Annotated in this window: 14 protein-coding genes; 7 read left to right on the top strand and 7 right to left on the bottom strand. The window is 31.8% G+C overall.

The window, feature by feature from the left end:
- Positions 1-45: 45 nt before the first annotated feature.
- Together SLH33_RS06460 and SLH33_RS06455 are read right to left on the bottom strand one after the other, a co-directional pair.
- Positions 46-981 carry a hypothetical protein gene (locus SLH33_RS06460; RefSeq protein ID WP_320418264.1) on the bottom strand — a complete coding sequence of 312 codons (936 nt, stop codon included), beginning with the start codon at positions 979-981 and terminating at the stop codon, positions 46-48.
- Positions 982-1,080: 99 nt separating this feature from the next.
- The gene (locus SLH33_RS06455) at positions 1,081-1,551 is read right to left on the bottom strand and encodes a hypothetical protein (RefSeq protein ID WP_320418263.1); all 471 of its coding nucleotides are present in this window, start codon (positions 1,549-1,551) and stop codon (positions 1,081-1,083) included.
- Positions 1,552-1,647: 96 nt separating this feature from the next.
- Here SLH33_RS06455 and SLH33_RS06450 point away from each other — a divergent pair, with 96 nt between their 5' ends.
- Positions 1,648-2,754 carry an FAD-dependent oxidoreductase gene (locus tag SLH33_RS06450; protein WP_320418481.1) on the top strand — a complete coding sequence of 369 codons (1,107 nt, stop codon included), beginning with the start codon at positions 1,648-1,650 and terminating at the stop codon, positions 2,752-2,754.
- Complete coding sequence (locus tag SLH33_RS06445; RefSeq protein WP_320418262.1) at positions 2,751-3,200, top strand: 3-oxoacyl-ACP synthase; 450 nt, start codon at positions 2,751-2,753, stop codon at positions 3,198-3,200. Before SLH33_RS06450 ends, SLH33_RS06445 begins: the two co-directional genes overlap by 4 nt.
- Here SLH33_RS06445 and SLH33_RS06440 read toward each other — a convergent pair.
- The 5 genes from SLH33_RS06440 to SLH33_RS06420 all read right to left on the bottom strand — a co-directional run bounded on the left by SLH33_RS06440 (position 3,193) and on the right by SLH33_RS06420 (position 9,889).
- Positions 3,193-4,116: an ABC transporter ATP-binding protein gene (locus SLH33_RS06440; protein ID WP_320418261.1), complete on the bottom strand. Its 924-nt coding sequence runs from the start codon at positions 4,114-4,116 to the stop codon at positions 3,193-3,195. The two genes, SLH33_RS06445 and SLH33_RS06440, sit on opposite strands and share 8 nt — an antisense overlap.
- A gap of 59 nt (positions 4,117-4,175) precedes the next feature.
- Positions 4,176-5,048 (bottom strand): 30S ribosomal protein S6--L-glutamate ligase, encoded by an 873-nt coding sequence (gene rimK / locus SLH33_RS06435; protein ID WP_320418260.1) that lies wholly within the window; start codon positions 5,046-5,048, stop codon positions 4,176-4,178.
- Between the two features lie 2 nt (positions 5,049-5,050).
- On the bottom strand, positions 5,051-5,464 hold the full coding sequence (locus tag SLH33_RS06430; RefSeq protein WP_320418259.1) for an ATP-dependent zinc protease: 414 nt from the start codon (positions 5,462-5,464) through the stop codon (positions 5,051-5,053).
- 91 nt (positions 5,465-5,555) lie between these two features.
- Positions 5,556-7,673, bottom strand: coding sequence for a M13 family metallopeptidase (locus SLH33_RS06425; RefSeq protein ID WP_320418258.1), 2,118 nt, complete (start codon positions 7,671-7,673; stop codon positions 5,556-5,558).
- A 59-nt stretch (positions 7,674-7,732) separates the two neighbouring features.
- The gene (locus SLH33_RS06420) at positions 7,733-9,889 is read right to left on the bottom strand and encodes a prolyl oligopeptidase family serine peptidase (RefSeq protein ID WP_320418257.1); all 2,157 of its coding nucleotides are present in this window, start codon (positions 9,887-9,889) and stop codon (positions 7,733-7,735) included.
- Between the two features lie 144 nt (positions 9,890-10,033).
- Between SLH33_RS06420 and trxA the strand changes: the two genes are divergently transcribed.
- The 5 genes from trxA (at position 10,034) to SLH33_RS06395 (ending at position 16,450) form a co-directional block, all read left to right on the top strand.
- Positions 10,034-10,393: a thioredoxin gene (gene trxA, locus SLH33_RS06415; protein ID WP_320418256.1), complete on the top strand. Its 360-nt coding sequence runs from the start codon at positions 10,034-10,036 to the stop codon at positions 10,391-10,393.
- Between the two features lie 471 nt (positions 10,394-10,864).
- A complete protein-coding gene (locus SLH33_RS06410) occupies positions 10,865-11,836 on the top strand; it encodes a ribonucleotide-diphosphate reductase subunit beta (protein WP_320418255.1) in 972 nt (323 codons plus the stop codon).
- A gap of 73 nt (positions 11,837-11,909) precedes the next feature.
- On the top strand, positions 11,910-14,294 hold the full coding sequence (locus SLH33_RS06405; protein ID WP_320418254.1) for a ribonucleoside-diphosphate reductase subunit alpha: 2,385 nt from the start codon (positions 11,910-11,912) through the stop codon (positions 14,292-14,294).
- A 393-nt stretch (positions 14,295-14,687) separates the two neighbouring features.
- Positions 14,688-14,999, top strand: coding sequence for a hypothetical protein (locus SLH33_RS06400; RefSeq protein WP_320418253.1), 312 nt, complete (start codon positions 14,688-14,690; stop codon positions 14,997-14,999).
- 113 nt (positions 15,000-15,112) lie between these two features.
- Positions 15,113-16,450 carry a deoxyguanosinetriphosphate triphosphohydrolase gene (locus SLH33_RS06395; protein ID WP_320418252.1) on the top strand — a complete coding sequence of 446 codons (1,338 nt, stop codon included), beginning with the start codon at positions 15,113-15,115 and terminating at the stop codon, positions 16,448-16,450.
- The last annotated feature ends 50 nt before the right edge of the window (positions 16,451-16,500 follow it).

Raw genomic sequence — 16,500 nt, 5'->3', positions numbered from 1 at the left:
TTGAATTGGTTAAAAATAACCAATCAAAAATCAACTAACCAAACTTTATTTTAAAACTTTTCTATCAACTTTTTGTCTTATTATTTTAGTACGTTTTCTACCACTATTCCTTACAGGAGGTTTAGCAGTTAAAGCATTTTCGCTTTTTAGGTACTGTACAAAACCTTTACCAGTATAAACATAGGTTGTTCCTGAATTTATGTGATACAACTCTATATTTTGATCGTTTAAAACGCGTAACTCAAATTCTTCTTTATCTCCTCCATCATAATATAGCGTTAATAGCTTTACATTATTTGCAGAAGTATAATCGTAAACACTATAGCTTCCTACAAAATCCCAATTAATTAATTCAATATTCGTGCCAAAAGAATCTGAAGAAGAATAGAACGTAGTATTATTTTCTGGCGTAAATTGTAAATATCTTTCTTCATCAAATACATTTGGAGTTCCGCCAACAGTATCGGTTCTTTCCCAAGCAATGTACTCTTGTAAAAAGTATTCAATGTTTTCATAGAATAACTTATCGTAATCAAAATTATTGCGTTGATATCCTATTAAATGATAGCTAACATTTTGATGTATATCATGAATTGTAATTTCATTTGAAACTCTTCTGTTTATCTCCACTTCAAAATCAAAATAACCATCTAAATCATGATGAGTTTCTAAGATACCATTATAAGTATTGTATTCTCCTACAACAATTCCAAGTCCGTTACCCGTTATACCAATATCAGCTATATTGTTATTAGCATACAACCTTCCGTTTATAAAAGAAACGGTAAAAGCTTTTGATAAATAAGGGACATCTCCCGTACCTGTTGTACTATGATAATCTATATACCATAAATCGTAATTAGATACTACTTCTTCTAAAGAAACATAATCATCTACTATTATAGTATCATCAACCCTAACACACGAGGTTAACATTGTTCCTGTTATTAGTGTTAAAAAGAGTAATTTTAGAGCTTTCATAAGCATTCGTTTTTATGGTTATACTTACTTAAATTCAAAATACGTGCCAAAATAAAAAACCACTCGGTTAGAGCGGTTTAATATGTGATTATAAATATTTTATTGATGTGGTTTTTGTTTTCCTTTTTGTAGGTTTTCTATCTTAAAATATTTGATTTTACCACCTTCAAGATAACTTACAACAGCTTCATCATTTTTAAGCTCAAAAGGAAATTTTTCTTGAGTGTTGGGAGGTTGGTTACCATATTCTTTAGCACCATTGCTATGTAATTGTAAATCTCTTTTATTTTGAATAGCAGAAGTGTTAAATTGTGCCATGATATATTTTTGATTATCACTCCCTTTGTAACTAATTTTGGCTTTTCTTCCTCTAAAAAAAATACTATCAAAATTTACGTTCTCATCGGCTGTGTAGCCAATAATTACATTGGTTCCATTAACGCCTTCAACTCCACCTGCCCAATTTGTATAAGTAGCTGAGGTTATTGTAAAAGAAGGGTTTTTATCAAATTGAGTACTGGCACATTGTATAAAGCCAATAGCTAAAACTAAAACACTTAATATTTTCATTTTTTTCATATATATTATTTATTTTTTTATTCAATCTTTATGCCAAGGTACAAATTAATGTTAAAATCAAAAGGTTTTACTTAGTTTTACTGCATGATGAATTTTAGTTACTGGGAACTTAAACAATGGTTCACAAATGTTGATTTTGCTATTGTGGGTAGTGGAATAGTTGGATTAAATTGTGCTTTAACATTACAACAAAAATATCCTAAAGCAAAAATTGTAATTCTTGAAAAAGGAATTTTACCTCAAGGAGCTAGTACAAAAAATGCAGGATTTGCTTGTTTTGGAAGTTTATCTGAGCTGATTGACGATTTACAAACACATACCGAAGAAGAAGTAGTGAATTTGGTTGTGAAACGTTGGGAAGGACTCCAGTTATTACGTAAAAATTTAGGGGATACCCAAATTGATTTTCAACAAAACAAAGGTTATGAGCTGTTTTTAGAATCAGGATTATATGAGGAATGTTTAGCTCAAAAAGAGGCTATAAATAATTTGTTGAAGCCTATTTTTAAATCAGAAGTATTTTCTGTTTCTGATAATAGTTTTGGTTTTAAAAAGATCCAACAAAACTATATTGTTAACAATTTTGAAGGTCAGATAGACACCGGTAAAATGGCTCATCAACTTTTATTGAAAGTTCAACAAGCAGGAGTTACCATTTTGAACGGAATTGAAGTTGAAGAGTTTACCAATACCGAAGGTTCTGTAAAAATTAAAACCAATGTAGTTGAGTTTAAAGCTAGAAAATTATTGATTGCTACTAACGGATTTGCACAACCATTACTGCAAGAAAATGTGCAACCGGCAAGAGCACAAGTTTTAATTACGAAGCCTATTGAAAATCTACATATAAAAGGAACTTTTCATTTAGATAAAGGATATTACTATTTCCGAAATATTGATAACAGAATTTTATTTGGTGGAGGAAGAAATTTAGATTTTAAAGGAGAAGAAACCTCAGAATTTGGATTAACATCACTCATTCAAAACAAACTTGATGAAATACTAAAAACAATAATTTTACCTGAAACTGAGTTTGAAGTTGAACATAGATGGAGCGGAATTATGGGCGTTGGAAATCAAAAGAAATCGATTGTAAAACCAATTTCAAATAATGTTTTTTGTGGTGTTCGTTTAGGAGGAATGGGAGTTGCTATTGGTAGTCTGGTTGGAAAAGAATTAGCTGATTTGGTATGAGTTTAAAACAAGTTTTATACAAACAATGTTTAGCGTATGTTTTACAACGCGAGCAAACTATAAACGATATTATTTCGTCAAACAAAAAGGCGTTGTTGTCAGAAACCAAAAGTTCTGCGGGAGATAAACATGAAACTGGCAGAGCAATGTTGCAATTAGAAATGGAAAAAGCGAGTCAGCAAATTGCGGTTGTACAACAAATGAAAGAAATGCTGGCTAAAATTAACTTAACTAAAGAAGCCGTAAAAGCTAGTTTAGGCAGTATTATAATAACCCATAATGCCAACTATTTTTTATCGATTAGTGCGGGTCAACTAACTGTTGATCATTGCAATTATTTTGCTATTTCTGTTTCATCACCAATTGGAAAGCTATTGTTAGGAAAACAGAAAAACGATGAATTTGTTTTCAATGGAAAAAATGTGAAAATTATAGAGATTATATAAAATCGAAGAATATTTCTGTTTTCGGCTCTATTTGTTCATGATTTGAAATAAACAGTTTTTTACTGTTGTAATCCACTTCAATCAACCAATAAAAACCTTTGAAATAGGAATTTGTAACGGTTGCTTTAAAATTAGATTTTTCAACAAATTTTAATTGATGTGGATATAGTAATCTACTTTTTTCATCAACAATTAATTCATTAACGTCATCAAATAATGATGCAACGTATTTCATTTTTGGATTTTTATATAATTCCTTCGGATGTGCATCTGCAATAATTTGATTGTCTTTTATAACAATCATTTTATCTGCAAATGAAAGCGCATCATTTCCATCGTGCGTGGCAACTATACAAGCTATGTTTTTTTCTTTTAAATATGAGAATAGTTTACGTCTTAAAGAATTCTTTTTAAAATTATCTATTTGACTGAAAGGTTCGTCAAGTAAGAGTAATTCGGGTTCTTTAGCTAAGGCACGCGCAATAGCAACGCGTTGTTGTTGCCCGCCACTTAAAGTTTTTACTTTTTCGTTAGCAAACTCCGTCATTTCAATTACCTCTAACAATTCTTCCGTTCTTAATTTTGCTTCTTCAGGATAAAATCTAGATAAGAATTTTGAAATATTTTCAGATACCGAAGTATATGGCATCAAATCAAAATTTTGCGGAACATACTTAAAAAAGCCCATTCCTGGAACTAAGTGATGCGCAGGACCAAGAATTTGTGTATCTTTCCAAAACAAGTCACCTTCATTAACATCAACTAATCCATAAATAGTTTTTAATAAGGTAGATTTTCCGCAACCACTTTCACCCATTACACATAAATGTTCACCAGCTTTTAGGGTAAAATTGATGTTTTCTAACACTTTCTTATGTTGGTTATATTGAAAGGATATGTGGTTTACGTGTAGCATAAGTTAAAAGTAGAGGTTATTTTTAAAAGAAAAACCGACACTTTCGTATCGGTTTAAAACTATGCGTTTCTTTCTATATATCGAATGATGCTTTTTGCAATATCTTTTTGAGTAGCTTTTTCAATGCCTTCTAAACCAGGAGAAGAGTTTACTTCTAGAATTAAAGGACCCCTTTCAGATTGTAACATATCAACCCCGGCAACCCCTAAGCCCATTACTTTAGCAGCTTTTAAAGCCGCATTTTCTTCTTCATCAGTTAACTGAATGATTTCTGCGGTTCCACCTCTGTGTAAATTAGATCTGAATTCACCTTCTTTTGCTTGACGTTTCATGGCACCGACTACAACACCATCTACCACAAAAGCTCTAATATCTGCTCCTTTAGCTTCTTTGATAAATTCTTGTACAATAACACGAGCTTGTAAACCATTAAATGCTTCTAAAACAGATTCAGCCGCTTTTTTAGTTTCTGCTAATACCACACCTAAGCCTTGAGTTCCCTCTAATAGTTTAATAATTAAAGGAGCTCCTCCAACTTTTTTTATAATTTCTGAAGTGTCTTTTGAATAGTTTGTAAAAACGGTTTTTGGTAAGCCTAAATTTGCTCTTGATAGAATTTGTAAACTTCTTAGTTTGTCTCTAGATCTTACTAAAGCTTGTGACTCCACTACAGAGAAGGCTTTCATCATTTCAAATTGCCTAACTACAGCAGTACCATAAAAGGTAACAGAAGCACCAATTCTTGGTATTACTGCATCAACATCAGTTATTAACTCATGCTTGTAAACAATAGCGGGCTTTTTTTTCTCAATAATTAAATCGCATTTTGTGTGATCTAAAATTAACATTTCATGCCCTTTTTTCACTCCTGCTTCATATAATCGCTGAGTTGAATAAAGTTTTGGATTTCTTGAAAGGATTACAATCTTCATTTTTAATCTTCGCCTATGGCTATATTTTTTTTAGAAACATCCACAATAAATTTTTTAGTCAAGAACTTTCTTCCTAGTAATACCGGATAATTCATTTTAGATCTATTGGCTAAAGAAAACTGAACTCTATAGCGCTTACCAAAAAAAAGAATTGTGGTTTTTACAATATATCTTTTTTGTTTTTTACCGTTTGAACTACGAACTGATTTTATTTGATAGTTGGCAGTTTTTATAAGTTTATTGTTATATTTTTCTGTTTGAGGACAAAGTAATTTAAATTCTAAATACCCATCTTTTTCTACAATATGTTTACAATGTATAGAAGAGGTGTAAGCACCAGTATCAACTTTAACAGGTAAATCTTCAATTTTCCATACTGGAAAAGTTGCTGTTTCAACACGTCCTATTATTTTCATTTAAAATAAGTAAATATATAAACCTATAACTTTGGTATAAAAAAAACCGATACAAATGTATCGGTTTTTATTTGTTTAAAAAATAAGGAAACTACCAAATTTTTACTCTTTCTTCAGGTTTTAAGTACATTTTATCTCCTTCTTTAATATCAAAAGCTTCATAAAAAGCATCTACATTTTTTAAAGGAACATATGCACGAAATATTCCAGGAGCATGAGGGTCTGTTTTAATTTGGTTTTTCAATGCCTCAGGACGCGATTTAATACGCCACACAGTTGCCCATGACATAAAGAAACGTTGTTCTGGAGTGTAGCCATCAATATTTTCGGGTTTTCCATTCTTTTCAAAGAAAATTTGTAATCCTTCATATGCAGCATTTACACCACCTAAATCACCAATATTTTCTCCTAATGTAAAAGTACCGTTTACATGAACATCATCTACAGCAACTAAATCATCAAATTGTTTCACTAATGCTTTTCCTTCTGCAGCAAATTTTTCTGCATCTTCTTCAGACCACCAGTTGTTTAAGTTTCCATCACCATCAAAACGAGAACCAGAATCATCAAAACTGTGTGAAATTTCGTGTCCGATTACTGCTCCAATTCCACCATAGTTTACTGCTTCATCAGCTTTGTAATTGTAGAAAGGAGGTTGTAAAATAGCTGCAGGGAACACAATTTCATTGTTTACCGGATTAAAGTAAGCATTTACTGTTTGTGGAGACATTCCCCATTCAGTTCTATCAACTGGCTTACCTAATTTTTCCATATTTCGGTTATAGTTCCATTTAGTTACGTTCATGGCGTTTTCAAAGTAACTACCTCCGTTTTTAACTCCGTTAACTTGTAATGCAGAATAGTCTTTCCATTTATCAGGATATGCAATTTTAACGGTTAACTTGTTTAATTTATCTAATGCTTTTTGCTTAGTAGAATCACTCATCCAAGTTAAACCAGCAATACGTTTTTCAAAACCTAAACGCACGTTAGCAATCATTTCCTCTGCTTTTTTCTTCGCTTCTGGCGGAAATTTTTCATCAACATATAGCTTTCCTAATGCTTCACCAACAGATCCGTTTACAGATGCTAACGCTCTTTCGTCTCTAGGGCGTTGTTCTTTAGCTCCACGTAAGGTTTTACTATAAAACTCCCAACGTGCTTTTTCTAAATCGGTAGTTAATAAACCAGCAGCACCATTAATAGCATCCCAACGTAATAAGGTTTTGATATCTTCAACAGAACGTTGTGTAAAGATATTGCTCATTGCTTTGAAGTAGTTAGGGTCAGTAACAATAACTTTGTCTAATTTATCAGTTTTATCTGAATTGTCATCATTAACTAGGTCATAAACACCAATTCCTTTTAAATGCGCATCCCAGTTAATTGCAGGAGCTAAATCTTGTAACTCTGCTACAGACATTGGGTTGTACATTTTACGAGCATCTCTACGATCTTCTTTTGTCATTCTTGGTTTTGCTAAGCTTGTTTCAAAAGCAACTACTGTTGCTGCATTTTTAGTAGCTGTTGCTTCATCATCACCAAATTCAGCAAACATTTTAGCTACAAAAGCTTCATACTTTTTTAACTTTTCTTTGGTGTCATCATCTTCATCTACATAGTAATCACGAGAAAGACCTAATCCACCCGAGCTCATGTAACCTGCATTCATTTTGCTGTCTTTTAAATCGTTAAAAACACCAAAACCGTAAAAAGGACCACCACCGTAAGGAGCGATGTTGGTGATATAGGTTTCTACATCATCTTTAGTTTTAATTTCATCAATTTTAGCTAAAAATGGTTTTAAAGGTTCAACTCCTTGTTGGTTACGAGTAACGGTATCCATAATACTTTCAAAGTAGTTTACCGCTTTTTCTTGATCGCTGTCTATTTCGTTTCCTTGAGCATCTTTTACTTTCGGAAAGCTTCCTTCTTTAATAGCTTCATCTAAAATAGCTAATACATCTGCATCGGTTTTTTTACGTAATTCAGCAAAACTTCCCCATGAAGTTCTATCTGCTGGAATTTCTGTATTTTTTTGCCAAGTACCGTTTACAAAATGGTAAAAATCATCTGTTGGTTTTACTGCCGTGTCCATATTTTCTATGACAAGACCTGGCACTTTTTCTTCAGTTTTATCTGTTTTACAAGCCACAACCGCCAGAGAAACAACTGCTGTGCTTAATAAGACTTTTTTAAAGGTTTTCATTGTTATTATAGATTGATATTTAAATAATAGTAACTATTTGAATGTAAATGTTACAGATTTTAACTTTTAATTTTAGTTTTCGGCGGATTTGGTAAAGCATCAAACCCCATATTATATAATGTAAACCCAAAGATATCTGCATATTGTTCAATGGTTTTTGCAACTGGTGTTCCTGCTCCATGACCCGCATTGGTTTCAATTCTAATTAAAACTGGATTTGCGCCTTTATGTTTGTCTTGTAACTCAGCAGCAAACTTAAAACTGTGTGCTGGTACAACACGATCGTCATGATCTCCTGTTGTAACCATGGTTGCTGGATATTCAACACCTTCTTTTACATTGTGTACAGGTGAGTATCCTTTTAAGTATTCAAACATTTCTTGACTTTCTTCTGAAGTTCCGTAGTCATAAGCCCAACCAGCTCCTGCTGTAAATGTATGATAACGTAACATATCTAACACTCCAACAGCTGGTAAAGCCACACGCATTAAATCTGGACGTTGTGTCATGGTTGCGCCTACTAATAAACCTCCGTTAGATCCACCTCTGATTGCTAAATATTCTGAAGAAGTATACTTGTTTTCAATTAAGTATTCTGCAGCAGCAATAAAATCGTCAAACACATTTTGCTTTTGTGTTTTGGTACCAGCAACGTGCCATTTTTTACCATATTCTCCACCACCTCTTAAGTTTGGAACTGCATAAATTCCGCCTTGTTCCATCCAAACAGCATTAGCAATACTAAAACTTGGTGTTAAACTGATGTTGAATCCACCATAACCATATAAAATAGTTGGGTTTTTACCATTTAATTCTGTTCCTTTTTTATAGGTGATAATCATCGGAACTTTAGTTCCATCTTTTGAATTGTAAAACACTTGCTTACTTTCATAATCATCAGCATTAAAAGAAATAGCAGGTTTCCAATACAAATTATATGTTCCTTCTTTCGGATTGAATTTATATGAAGAACTTGGTGTGTTGTAGTTTGTAAAAGAAAAGTATAATTCTTCAGCATCTGTCTTTCCTCCAAAACCACCTACAGAACCCACTCCAGGTAATTTTACTTCACGAATTAAATTTCCATCAAAATCATATTGAAAAACTTTTGATACCGCATCTACCATATATTCTGCAAAGAAATATCCTGCTCCTGTTGATGGACTTAATACGTTTTCTGTTTCAGGAATGAAGTCTTTCCAATTATCTGGAGTTGGATTAGCAGCATCTACCGTAACCACTTTTTTATTAGGAGCATTTAGGTTAGTAACCAAATATAACTTGCTGTCTCTATTATCAATTACATAGGTGTCGCTATCAAAATTATCTAAAATAGGAATCAATTTACTGTTTGAATCAGACAAATCTTTAATAAATAGCTTGTTTCCAGAAGTTGAGGTAGATGCAGTGATGATTAAATATTTGTCATCTTCTGTTAAATAACCACCAATATATCTGTGTTTTTCTTCTGGTGTTGCACCAAATACAACTTCATCAGTTTTTTGTGGAGTTCCTAACTTATGGTAATATAATTTGTGTTGATCTGTTTTTGCAGAAAGCTCACTTCCTTTAGGTTTATCATAGCTTGAGTAGTAAAAACCTTCGTTTCCTTTCCATGAAATTCCAGAGAACTTAACATCTACTAACGTATCTTCTTTAATGGTTTTTGAATCGGCATCCATTACAATAATTTTACGCCAATCACTACCACCTTCAGAAATAGAATAGGCAACTGTTTTACCATCTTTGGTAAAACTAACTGAACCTAAAGAAGTGGTTCCGTCTTCAGAAAAAGTGTTTGGATCTAAAAAAACCTCTTCATTTCCATCTTTGTCTTTTCTGTATAAAACATATTGATTTTGGAGTCCGTTGTTTTTATAAAAATATGTATAATCTCCCTCTTTAAAAGGAGTTCCTATTTTTTCATAATTCCATAGTTCTGATAAACGATTTTTAAGTTGTTCTCGGTATGGAATTTTACTTAAATAATCAAAAGTAACTTCGTTTTCAGCTTTTACCCAAGCTTCAGTTTCTTTACTTCGATCATCTTCTAACCAACGATAATTGTCGGTAACTTTTGTGCCAAAATATTCATCAACCACAGGTTGTTTTGTAGTTTCGGGGTAATTCACAGTAATATTTCTTTTTTGATTTTCTTGTTTACAAGCCATAAATAAAAGACTTGCACTTAAAATGGGGAATAGTAGTTTTTTCATTTTAGAGTATGATTAGAGAATTCTCTCAAAGTTAGAAGAAAAAACGAATGAAATGTTACAAATTAAGAGGATTTTAACATATAAGTAGTTAGTTTGTAATGTTTCAGAATTAAAACGTCTAACTTTACAATAAAATAAACAAAGATGACAGAGTTATTAACAAAAAGCACATTTTTAGAAAAAATATTTAATTACGAACAAAATAAAGAATGGAAATTTGAAGGAAAAGTACCAGCAATTATTGATTTTTATGCCGATTGGTGCGGACCTTGTAAAATGTTAGCTCCAGTGTTAGAAGAACTAAGTGAAGAGTATGGAGATAAATTAACTATTTATAAAATTGATACAGAAGCAGAACAAGAATTAGCAGCGGCATTTGGTATTCGAAGTATTCCTTCAATGTTGTTTTGCCCTACAGATGAACAACCACAAATGGCACATGGCGCATTACCCAAAAAGCAAATTGAAGAAATTATTGAAGATGTTTTAAAAGTAAAAAAATAAAGATCAAAAAAACACAAAACAAATACCAGTTATACGATTTTTTTTACAGCTTATACAAATTGAATAGAAAACATCAAAAAGTAAATTATATTTGCAACGTACTTTAAAAATGTATTACTTAAAGACATAAATCGTATATTGGGGATTATTCGATTATGAAATTATCAAAGCGGCTTTTTTTAAGCCGCTTTTTTTATTTTCTAAATTTTCTAAAACGCTTTAAGTTTTATTTTAAAAACACAAAATAAGAAAGCTCCTAATAATCACTACGGCAGCTATTTTTTAATTTTTAATATACTGATTTACAGTTTTTTATAAACTTAAAAAAATTGAGTTAAATTTAAAAAAAGCATCAAATTGTTAAAAACTCATAGGGGTTTGTGAATAAGTAGGTCTTTATTTTTGACTCATTTTTTACAATCTTTGTAGTTCCCCACAGATGTAAAAAAAAGCAAAAAAAAACATTAAAAAATGGCTACTATAGAACCTATTTTACAAGAAAACAAGGATAGATTTGTAATATTTCCGATTCAACATAATGATTTATGGGAATGGTATAAAAAACAACAAGCATGTTTTTGGACCGCAGAAGAAATTGATTTGCATCAAGACCTGAATGATTGGAATACAAAATTAACAGATGACGAACGCTATTTTATAAAGCATGTTTTAGCATTTTTTGCAGCATCAGACGGAATAGTAAATGAAAATTTAGCAGAGAATTTTGTAAACGAAGTTCAATATTCAGAAGCAAAATTCTTTTACGGTTTTCAAATTATGATGGAGAATATTCATTCTGAAACGTATTCATTATTAATTGATACGTATATTAAAAATGAAGAAGAAAAAAACCGTTTATTTAAAGCTATTGAAGTTTTTCCAGCCATAAAAAAGAAAGCAGATTGGGCATTGAAATGGATTGATTCTGACTCATTTGCAGAAAGACTAATTGCATTTGCTGCTGTTGAAGGAATTTTCTTTTCAGGGTCATTTTGCTCTATATTTTGGTTAAAGAAAAGAGGTTTATTACCAGGGCTAACATTTTCAAATGAATTAATTTCTAGAGATGAAGGAATGCATTGCGATTTTGCAGTTCATTTACACAATAACCACTTAGTAAATAAAGTTCCAAAAGAAAGAATTACAGAAATCATTATTTCTGCTTTAGATATTGAAAGAGAGTTTATTACAGAATCATTACCCGTAAGTTTAATAGGAATGAATGCTAAGTTAATGACTCAATATTTAGAGTTTGTAACCGATCGTTTATTAACAGAGTTTGGTTGTAATAAAGTATACAACGCAACCAATCCGTTTGATTTTATGGAGATGATTTCTTTAGAAGGAAAAACAAATTTCTTTGAAAAAAGAGTGTCTGAATACCAAAAAGCAGGAGTAAAATCTGGAGGAACCGGAGATATTAGCTTTGATGCAGATTTCTAAAAAAAAATTAACTTCCGTTTCTAGGGGAACAAAAAAAGAAGCGGATATTCTATTAATATAAAACCAATTAAATATGTATGTAGTAAAAAGAGACGGCAGAAAAGAGCCTGTGATGTTTGATAAGATCACAGCAAGAGTAAAAAAAATGTGTTATGGTTTAAACACAATAGTTGATCCTGTAAAAGTTGCAATGCGTGTTATTGAAGGGTTATATGACGGAGTAACTACTTCTGAGTTAGATAATCTTGCAGCAGAAGTTGCAGCCACAATGACTACTGCGCACCCAGACTATGCAAAGCTAGCAGCAAGAATTGCCGTATCTAATCTACATAAAAACACTAAAAAATCGTTTTCAGAAACGATGACCGATCTGTATAAATATGTAAATCCGCGTACAGGCAAAAATTCATCATTAATTGCAGATGATGTGTATAAAATCATTATAGATAATGCAGAAAAATTAGACTCTACCATTATTTACAGCCGCGATTTTAACTATGATTATTTTGGTTTTAAAACATTAGAACGTTCTTATTTATTAAAAATAAACGGAAACATTGTTGAGCGTCCACAACAAATGTTAATGCGTGTTTCTATTGGTATTCACAAAGAAGATATTGATGAAGCAATTGCTACATACGAGTTAATGAGTAAAAAGTTTTTTACTCATGCAACCCCAACACTTTTTAACGCAGGTACACCAAAGCCACAAATGTCATCTTGTTTTCTATTACAAATGCAAGATGATAGTATTGATGGTATTTATGATACATTAAAACAAACCGCTAAAATTTCACAATCGGCAGGAGGAATAGGGTTATCTCTTCATAATATTCGTGCTACAGGAAGTTACATTGCTGGTACCAACGGAACAAGTAACGGAATTGTACCTATGTTACGTGTATTTAATGACACGGCTCGTTATGTAGATCAAGGAGGAGGAAAACGTAAAGGTTCTTTTGCAATGTATTTAGAGCCTTGGCATGCTGATATTTTTGATTTCTTAGACTTAAAGAAAAATCATGGGAAAGAAGAAATGCGTGCGCGTGATTTATTCTATGCGATGTGGATTTCTGATTTATTTATGAAACGTGTACAGGAAGATGGTGAATGGACGTTGATGTGTCCTAATGAATGTCCGCATTTATTTGATACCTACGGTGAAGAGTTTGAGCGTTTATACACAGGGTATGAACAAGCAGGTAAAGGAAGAAAAACCATTAAAGCACGTGATTTATGGGAAAAGATCTTAGAATCGCAAATTGAAACCGGTACTCCTTACATGTTATATAAAGATGCAGTTAACCGTAAAACCAATCAGCAAAACTTAGGAGTTATTCGTTCTTCAAACTTATGTACCGAGATCATGGAATATACTGCAGAAGATGAAGTGGCAGTATGTAATTTAGCATCTATTGCAATACCTATGTTTGTTGCAGAAGACGAAAACGGAAACAAATTCTTTGATCATAAAAAATTATTCCAAGTAACTAAAAAAGTAACCAGAAACTTAGATACGGTTATTGATCGTAACTATTATCCGGTTAAAGAAGCAGAAAACTCTAACTTCCGTCACCGTCCGGTAGGATTAGGAATTCAAGGGTTAGCAGATGCATTCATCATGTTACGTTTACCGTTTACATCTGAAGAAGCAAAAAAACTAAACCAAGAAATTTTTGAAACCTTATATTTTGCAGCAGTAACGTCATCTATGGAAATAGCTAAAGCAAAAGAACCATATTCAACCTTTCAAGGTTCACCAATGTCAAAAGGAGAATTCCAATTTAACATGTGGGGTGTTTCAGAAGACGAATTAAGCGGAAGATGGGATTGGGCAAAATTGCGTAAAAATGTAATGAAACATGGAGTTCGTAACTCGTTATTAGTAGCGCCAATGCCAACAGCATCAACCTCACAAATTTTAGGAAACAACGAAGCGTTTGAACCATATACGTCAAACATTTATACTCGTAGAGTATTATCAGGTGAGTTTATTGTGGTAAACAAACATTTATTAGAAGATTTAGTAGAGCTAGGTTTGTGGGATAACAATATGAAAGAAGAAATTATGCGTGCAAACGGATCTATTCAACATATTGAAACAATTCCGCAAGACTTAAAAGAATTATACAAAACGGTTTGGGAAATGAGTATGAAAGATATTATTGATATGGCTCGCCATAGAGGATATTTTATTGATCAATCTCAATCATTAAACCTATTTATGAAAGATCCTGACTATGCCAAATTAACCTCTATGCATTTTTATGCTTGGAAAAGCGGCTTAAAAACAGGTATGTACTATTTACGTACAAAGTCTGCAGTTAACGCAAAACAATTTACGTTAGATGTAGAAAAGAAAGATCAAGACAAACCGATGAGTCCGGAAGAATTTAAAGCAATGGTTGATGCCTCTAAAAATGCTGGACCGGACGATTGTTTAATGTGTGGATCTTAAAAATGTTATTATCAATATTCTTGTATTGAAGGCAAGAAACCAAATTAAAAGTGCAAAAGAGAAGCTGAAAGGCTTCTCTTTTTAAAGAGAAACTTATTAAAAACCTATGCTGAGGTAGAAAAAAGACATAAAAAAAGGGACATTTGAAATATCCCTCTTGATTTTTTAATATTTGGTTTGGAACGCCTAAATATCTTAAAAAAACAGAAAGTTGAGATTACCTCAACTCTGTTTTGTTCTTCAAAAATACAAAACAAAAATCTTTCGGTCAAGTTAAATATTTCTTGAATTATTTTAAGTAGCTATTTTCCCTTTAAAAATAACTAGGGAGCTGCATTAATTTTTTATTAACAGAAATAATAAACTGTTGATAACCTTAAATAAGAAATACAAATGAATAGAATTTTGTTTTTAAAAGCTATTAATAATAAATTGATAGTCAAAGTTACTTTTAACTCTACAAATAAAGGAATTCTAACAAGAAATTGTATTCCTTTTGATCTTGGTCCAAGTAGAAGGTTTAAAGATAAAGCTCAGAGATATCATTTTCTTGTATTAGATGGAATAGAAGGTAGACATAATTTGTCAATTTTACCATCTCAATTATTAAATATAGAGTTAACAGATAAAGAATTCAACCCTGCTAATTTTGTTAAATGGAAACCGAAATGGTTTTTTAAAAGAAATTGGGGTATATATTCTTAATTTATCATTATAAGAGAAGCAGAAATGCTTCTCTTTTTATTAATTTCGCTTATCAAGTTGAACTAATCTCAACTTTTCATGAGTAAGAATATACACTGAAAAATTTTGATAAAATGAACTGGGAACAATTACTTTCTTTAAAACGATTTGGTGATACTACAAAACGTGAACGCGCACAACAAGACGAAACACGTTTAGGTTTTGAAGTAGATTTTGATAGAATTATTTTTTCTTCTGCTTTTAGAAGTTTACAAGATAAAACTCAGGTAATTCCACTATCAAAAACCGACTTTGTGCATACGCGTTTAACCCATAGTTTAGAAGTATCTGTAGTAGGTAGAACTTTAGGAAGAAAAGTAGGAAAAGTTCTTTTAGAACGTCATCCCAAACTTCAAGAATTAGGGTATACGTTTAACGATTTTGGCGCTATTGTTGCCGCAGCATCGGTAATGCATGATATAGGAAATCCGCCTTTTGGTCATTCTGGAGAAAAAGCTATTGGAGAGTATTTTAAAACAGGTAATGGACTTCAATATAAATCTGACTTAACCGAAAAAGAGTACCAAGATCTCACTGACTTTGAAGGAAATGCTAACGGATTTAAAATTGTTACTGAAAATAAAGCAGGAGCAGAAGGAGGTTTGCGTTTAAGTTATGCAACTTTGGGTGCGTTTATGAAGTATCCGAAAGAGAGTTTACCTAAAAAACCAACCAAGCATATTGTTGATAAAAAATACGGGTTCTTTCAAAGTGAAAAAGGTGCTTTTTTAGATGTTGCAGAAGATTTAGGACTGTTACAAAAAGAGTCTAACGGAATTTCATTTTACCGTCATCCACTAGCTTATTTAGTGGAGGCAGCAGATGATATTTGCTACACAATCATTGATTTTGAAGATGGCATTAATCTTGGATTAATAGAAGAAGATTATGCATTGGAATACATGATCAAATTGGTAAAAAATACAATTGATAGTAAAAAATACCATTCCCTTCAATATAAAAAAGACAGAGTGAGTTATTTACGAGCTTTGGCAATTGGAGTGCTAATTAACGAAGCAGTTGACATATTCTTAGCAAATGAAGAAGCTATTTTGAAAGGAGAATTTGATAAATCATTATTAGATAAGTGCAAGTATGAAGCACAAATGAATGATATTATAAACATTAGTGTAGATAAAATTTATAAAAGTAAAGAAGTAATAGAAAAAGAGGTTGCGGGCTATAAAATTATTGCTGATTTGTTAGATGTTTTTGTAACAGCCCTTAATAATAAGTTTAATGCTAAACAGTCTAATTATGACAAATTGGTTTTAAATTTATTACCTAGAGAATATCAACAAGAAAAAGAAAGTTTATACAGTAGAATTATGCAAATATGTAACTACGTTGCTGGTCTTTCTGACGGGTATGCAATTAGACTACATAAAAAATTAACAGGAAATATTATTTAAATACTCGTCAAAATTGTTAGATTTGCAGAATTTAACACATCTTCTTTAAC

It is taken from the genome of Tenacibaculum sp. IB213877 (genome assembly GCF_034043975.1).
GTDB lineage: Bacteria > Bacteroidota > Bacteroidia > Flavobacteriales > Flavobacteriaceae > Polaribacter.
This window is presented reverse-complemented; position numbering and strand designations above follow the sequence as displayed.

Excerpts from the sequence above, each read along its gene's own strand:
- SLH33_RS06460 (WP_320418264.1), bottom strand. The coding sequence starts at position 981 with ATGAAAGCTCTAAAATTACTCTTTTTAACACTAATAACAGGAACAATG.
- SLH33_RS06430 (WP_320418259.1), bottom strand. The coding sequence starts at position 5,464 with ATGAAAATAATAGGACGTGTTGAAACAGCAACTTTTCCAGTATGGAAA.
- SLH33_RS06450 (WP_320418481.1), top strand. The coding sequence starts at position 1,648 with ATGAATTTTAGTTACTGGGAACTTAAACAATGGTTCACAAATGTTGAT.
- SLH33_RS06395 (WP_320418252.1), top strand. The coding sequence starts at position 15,113 with ATGAACTGGGAACAATTACTTTCTTTAAAACGATTTGGTGATACTACA.
- SLH33_RS06420 (WP_320418257.1), bottom strand. The coding sequence starts at position 9,889 with ATGAAAAAACTACTATTCCCCATTTTAAGTGCAAGTCTTTTATTTATG.
- SLH33_RS06410 (WP_320418255.1), top strand. The coding sequence starts at position 10,865 with ATGGCTACTATAGAACCTATTTTACAAGAAAACAAGGATAGATTTGTA.
- rimK (WP_320418260.1), bottom strand. The coding sequence starts at position 5,048 with ATGAAGATTGTAATCCTTTCAAGAAATCCAAAACTTTATTCAACTCAG.
- SLH33_RS06400 (WP_320418253.1), top strand. The coding sequence starts at position 14,688 with ATGAATAGAATTTTGTTTTTAAAAGCTATTAATAATAAATTGATAGTC.
- SLH33_RS06455 (WP_320418263.1), bottom strand. The coding sequence starts at position 1,551 with ATGAAAATATTAAGTGTTTTAGTTTTAGCTATTGGCTTTATACAATGT.
- SLH33_RS06445 (WP_320418262.1), top strand. The coding sequence starts at position 2,751 with ATGAGTTTAAAACAAGTTTTATACAAACAATGTTTAGCGTATGTTTTA.
- SLH33_RS06425 (WP_320418258.1), bottom strand. The coding sequence starts at position 7,673 with ATGAAAACCTTTAAAAAAGTCTTATTAAGCACAGCAGTTGTTTCTCTG.
- SLH33_RS06440 (WP_320418261.1), bottom strand. The coding sequence starts at position 4,116 with ATGCTACACGTAAACCACATATCCTTTCAATATAACCAACATAAGAAA.
- SLH33_RS06405 (WP_320418254.1), top strand. The coding sequence starts at position 11,910 with ATGTATGTAGTAAAAAGAGACGGCAGAAAAGAGCCTGTGATGTTTGAT.
- trxA (WP_320418256.1), top strand. The coding sequence starts at position 10,034 with ATGACAGAGTTATTAACAAAAAGCACATTTTTAGAAAAAATATTTAAT.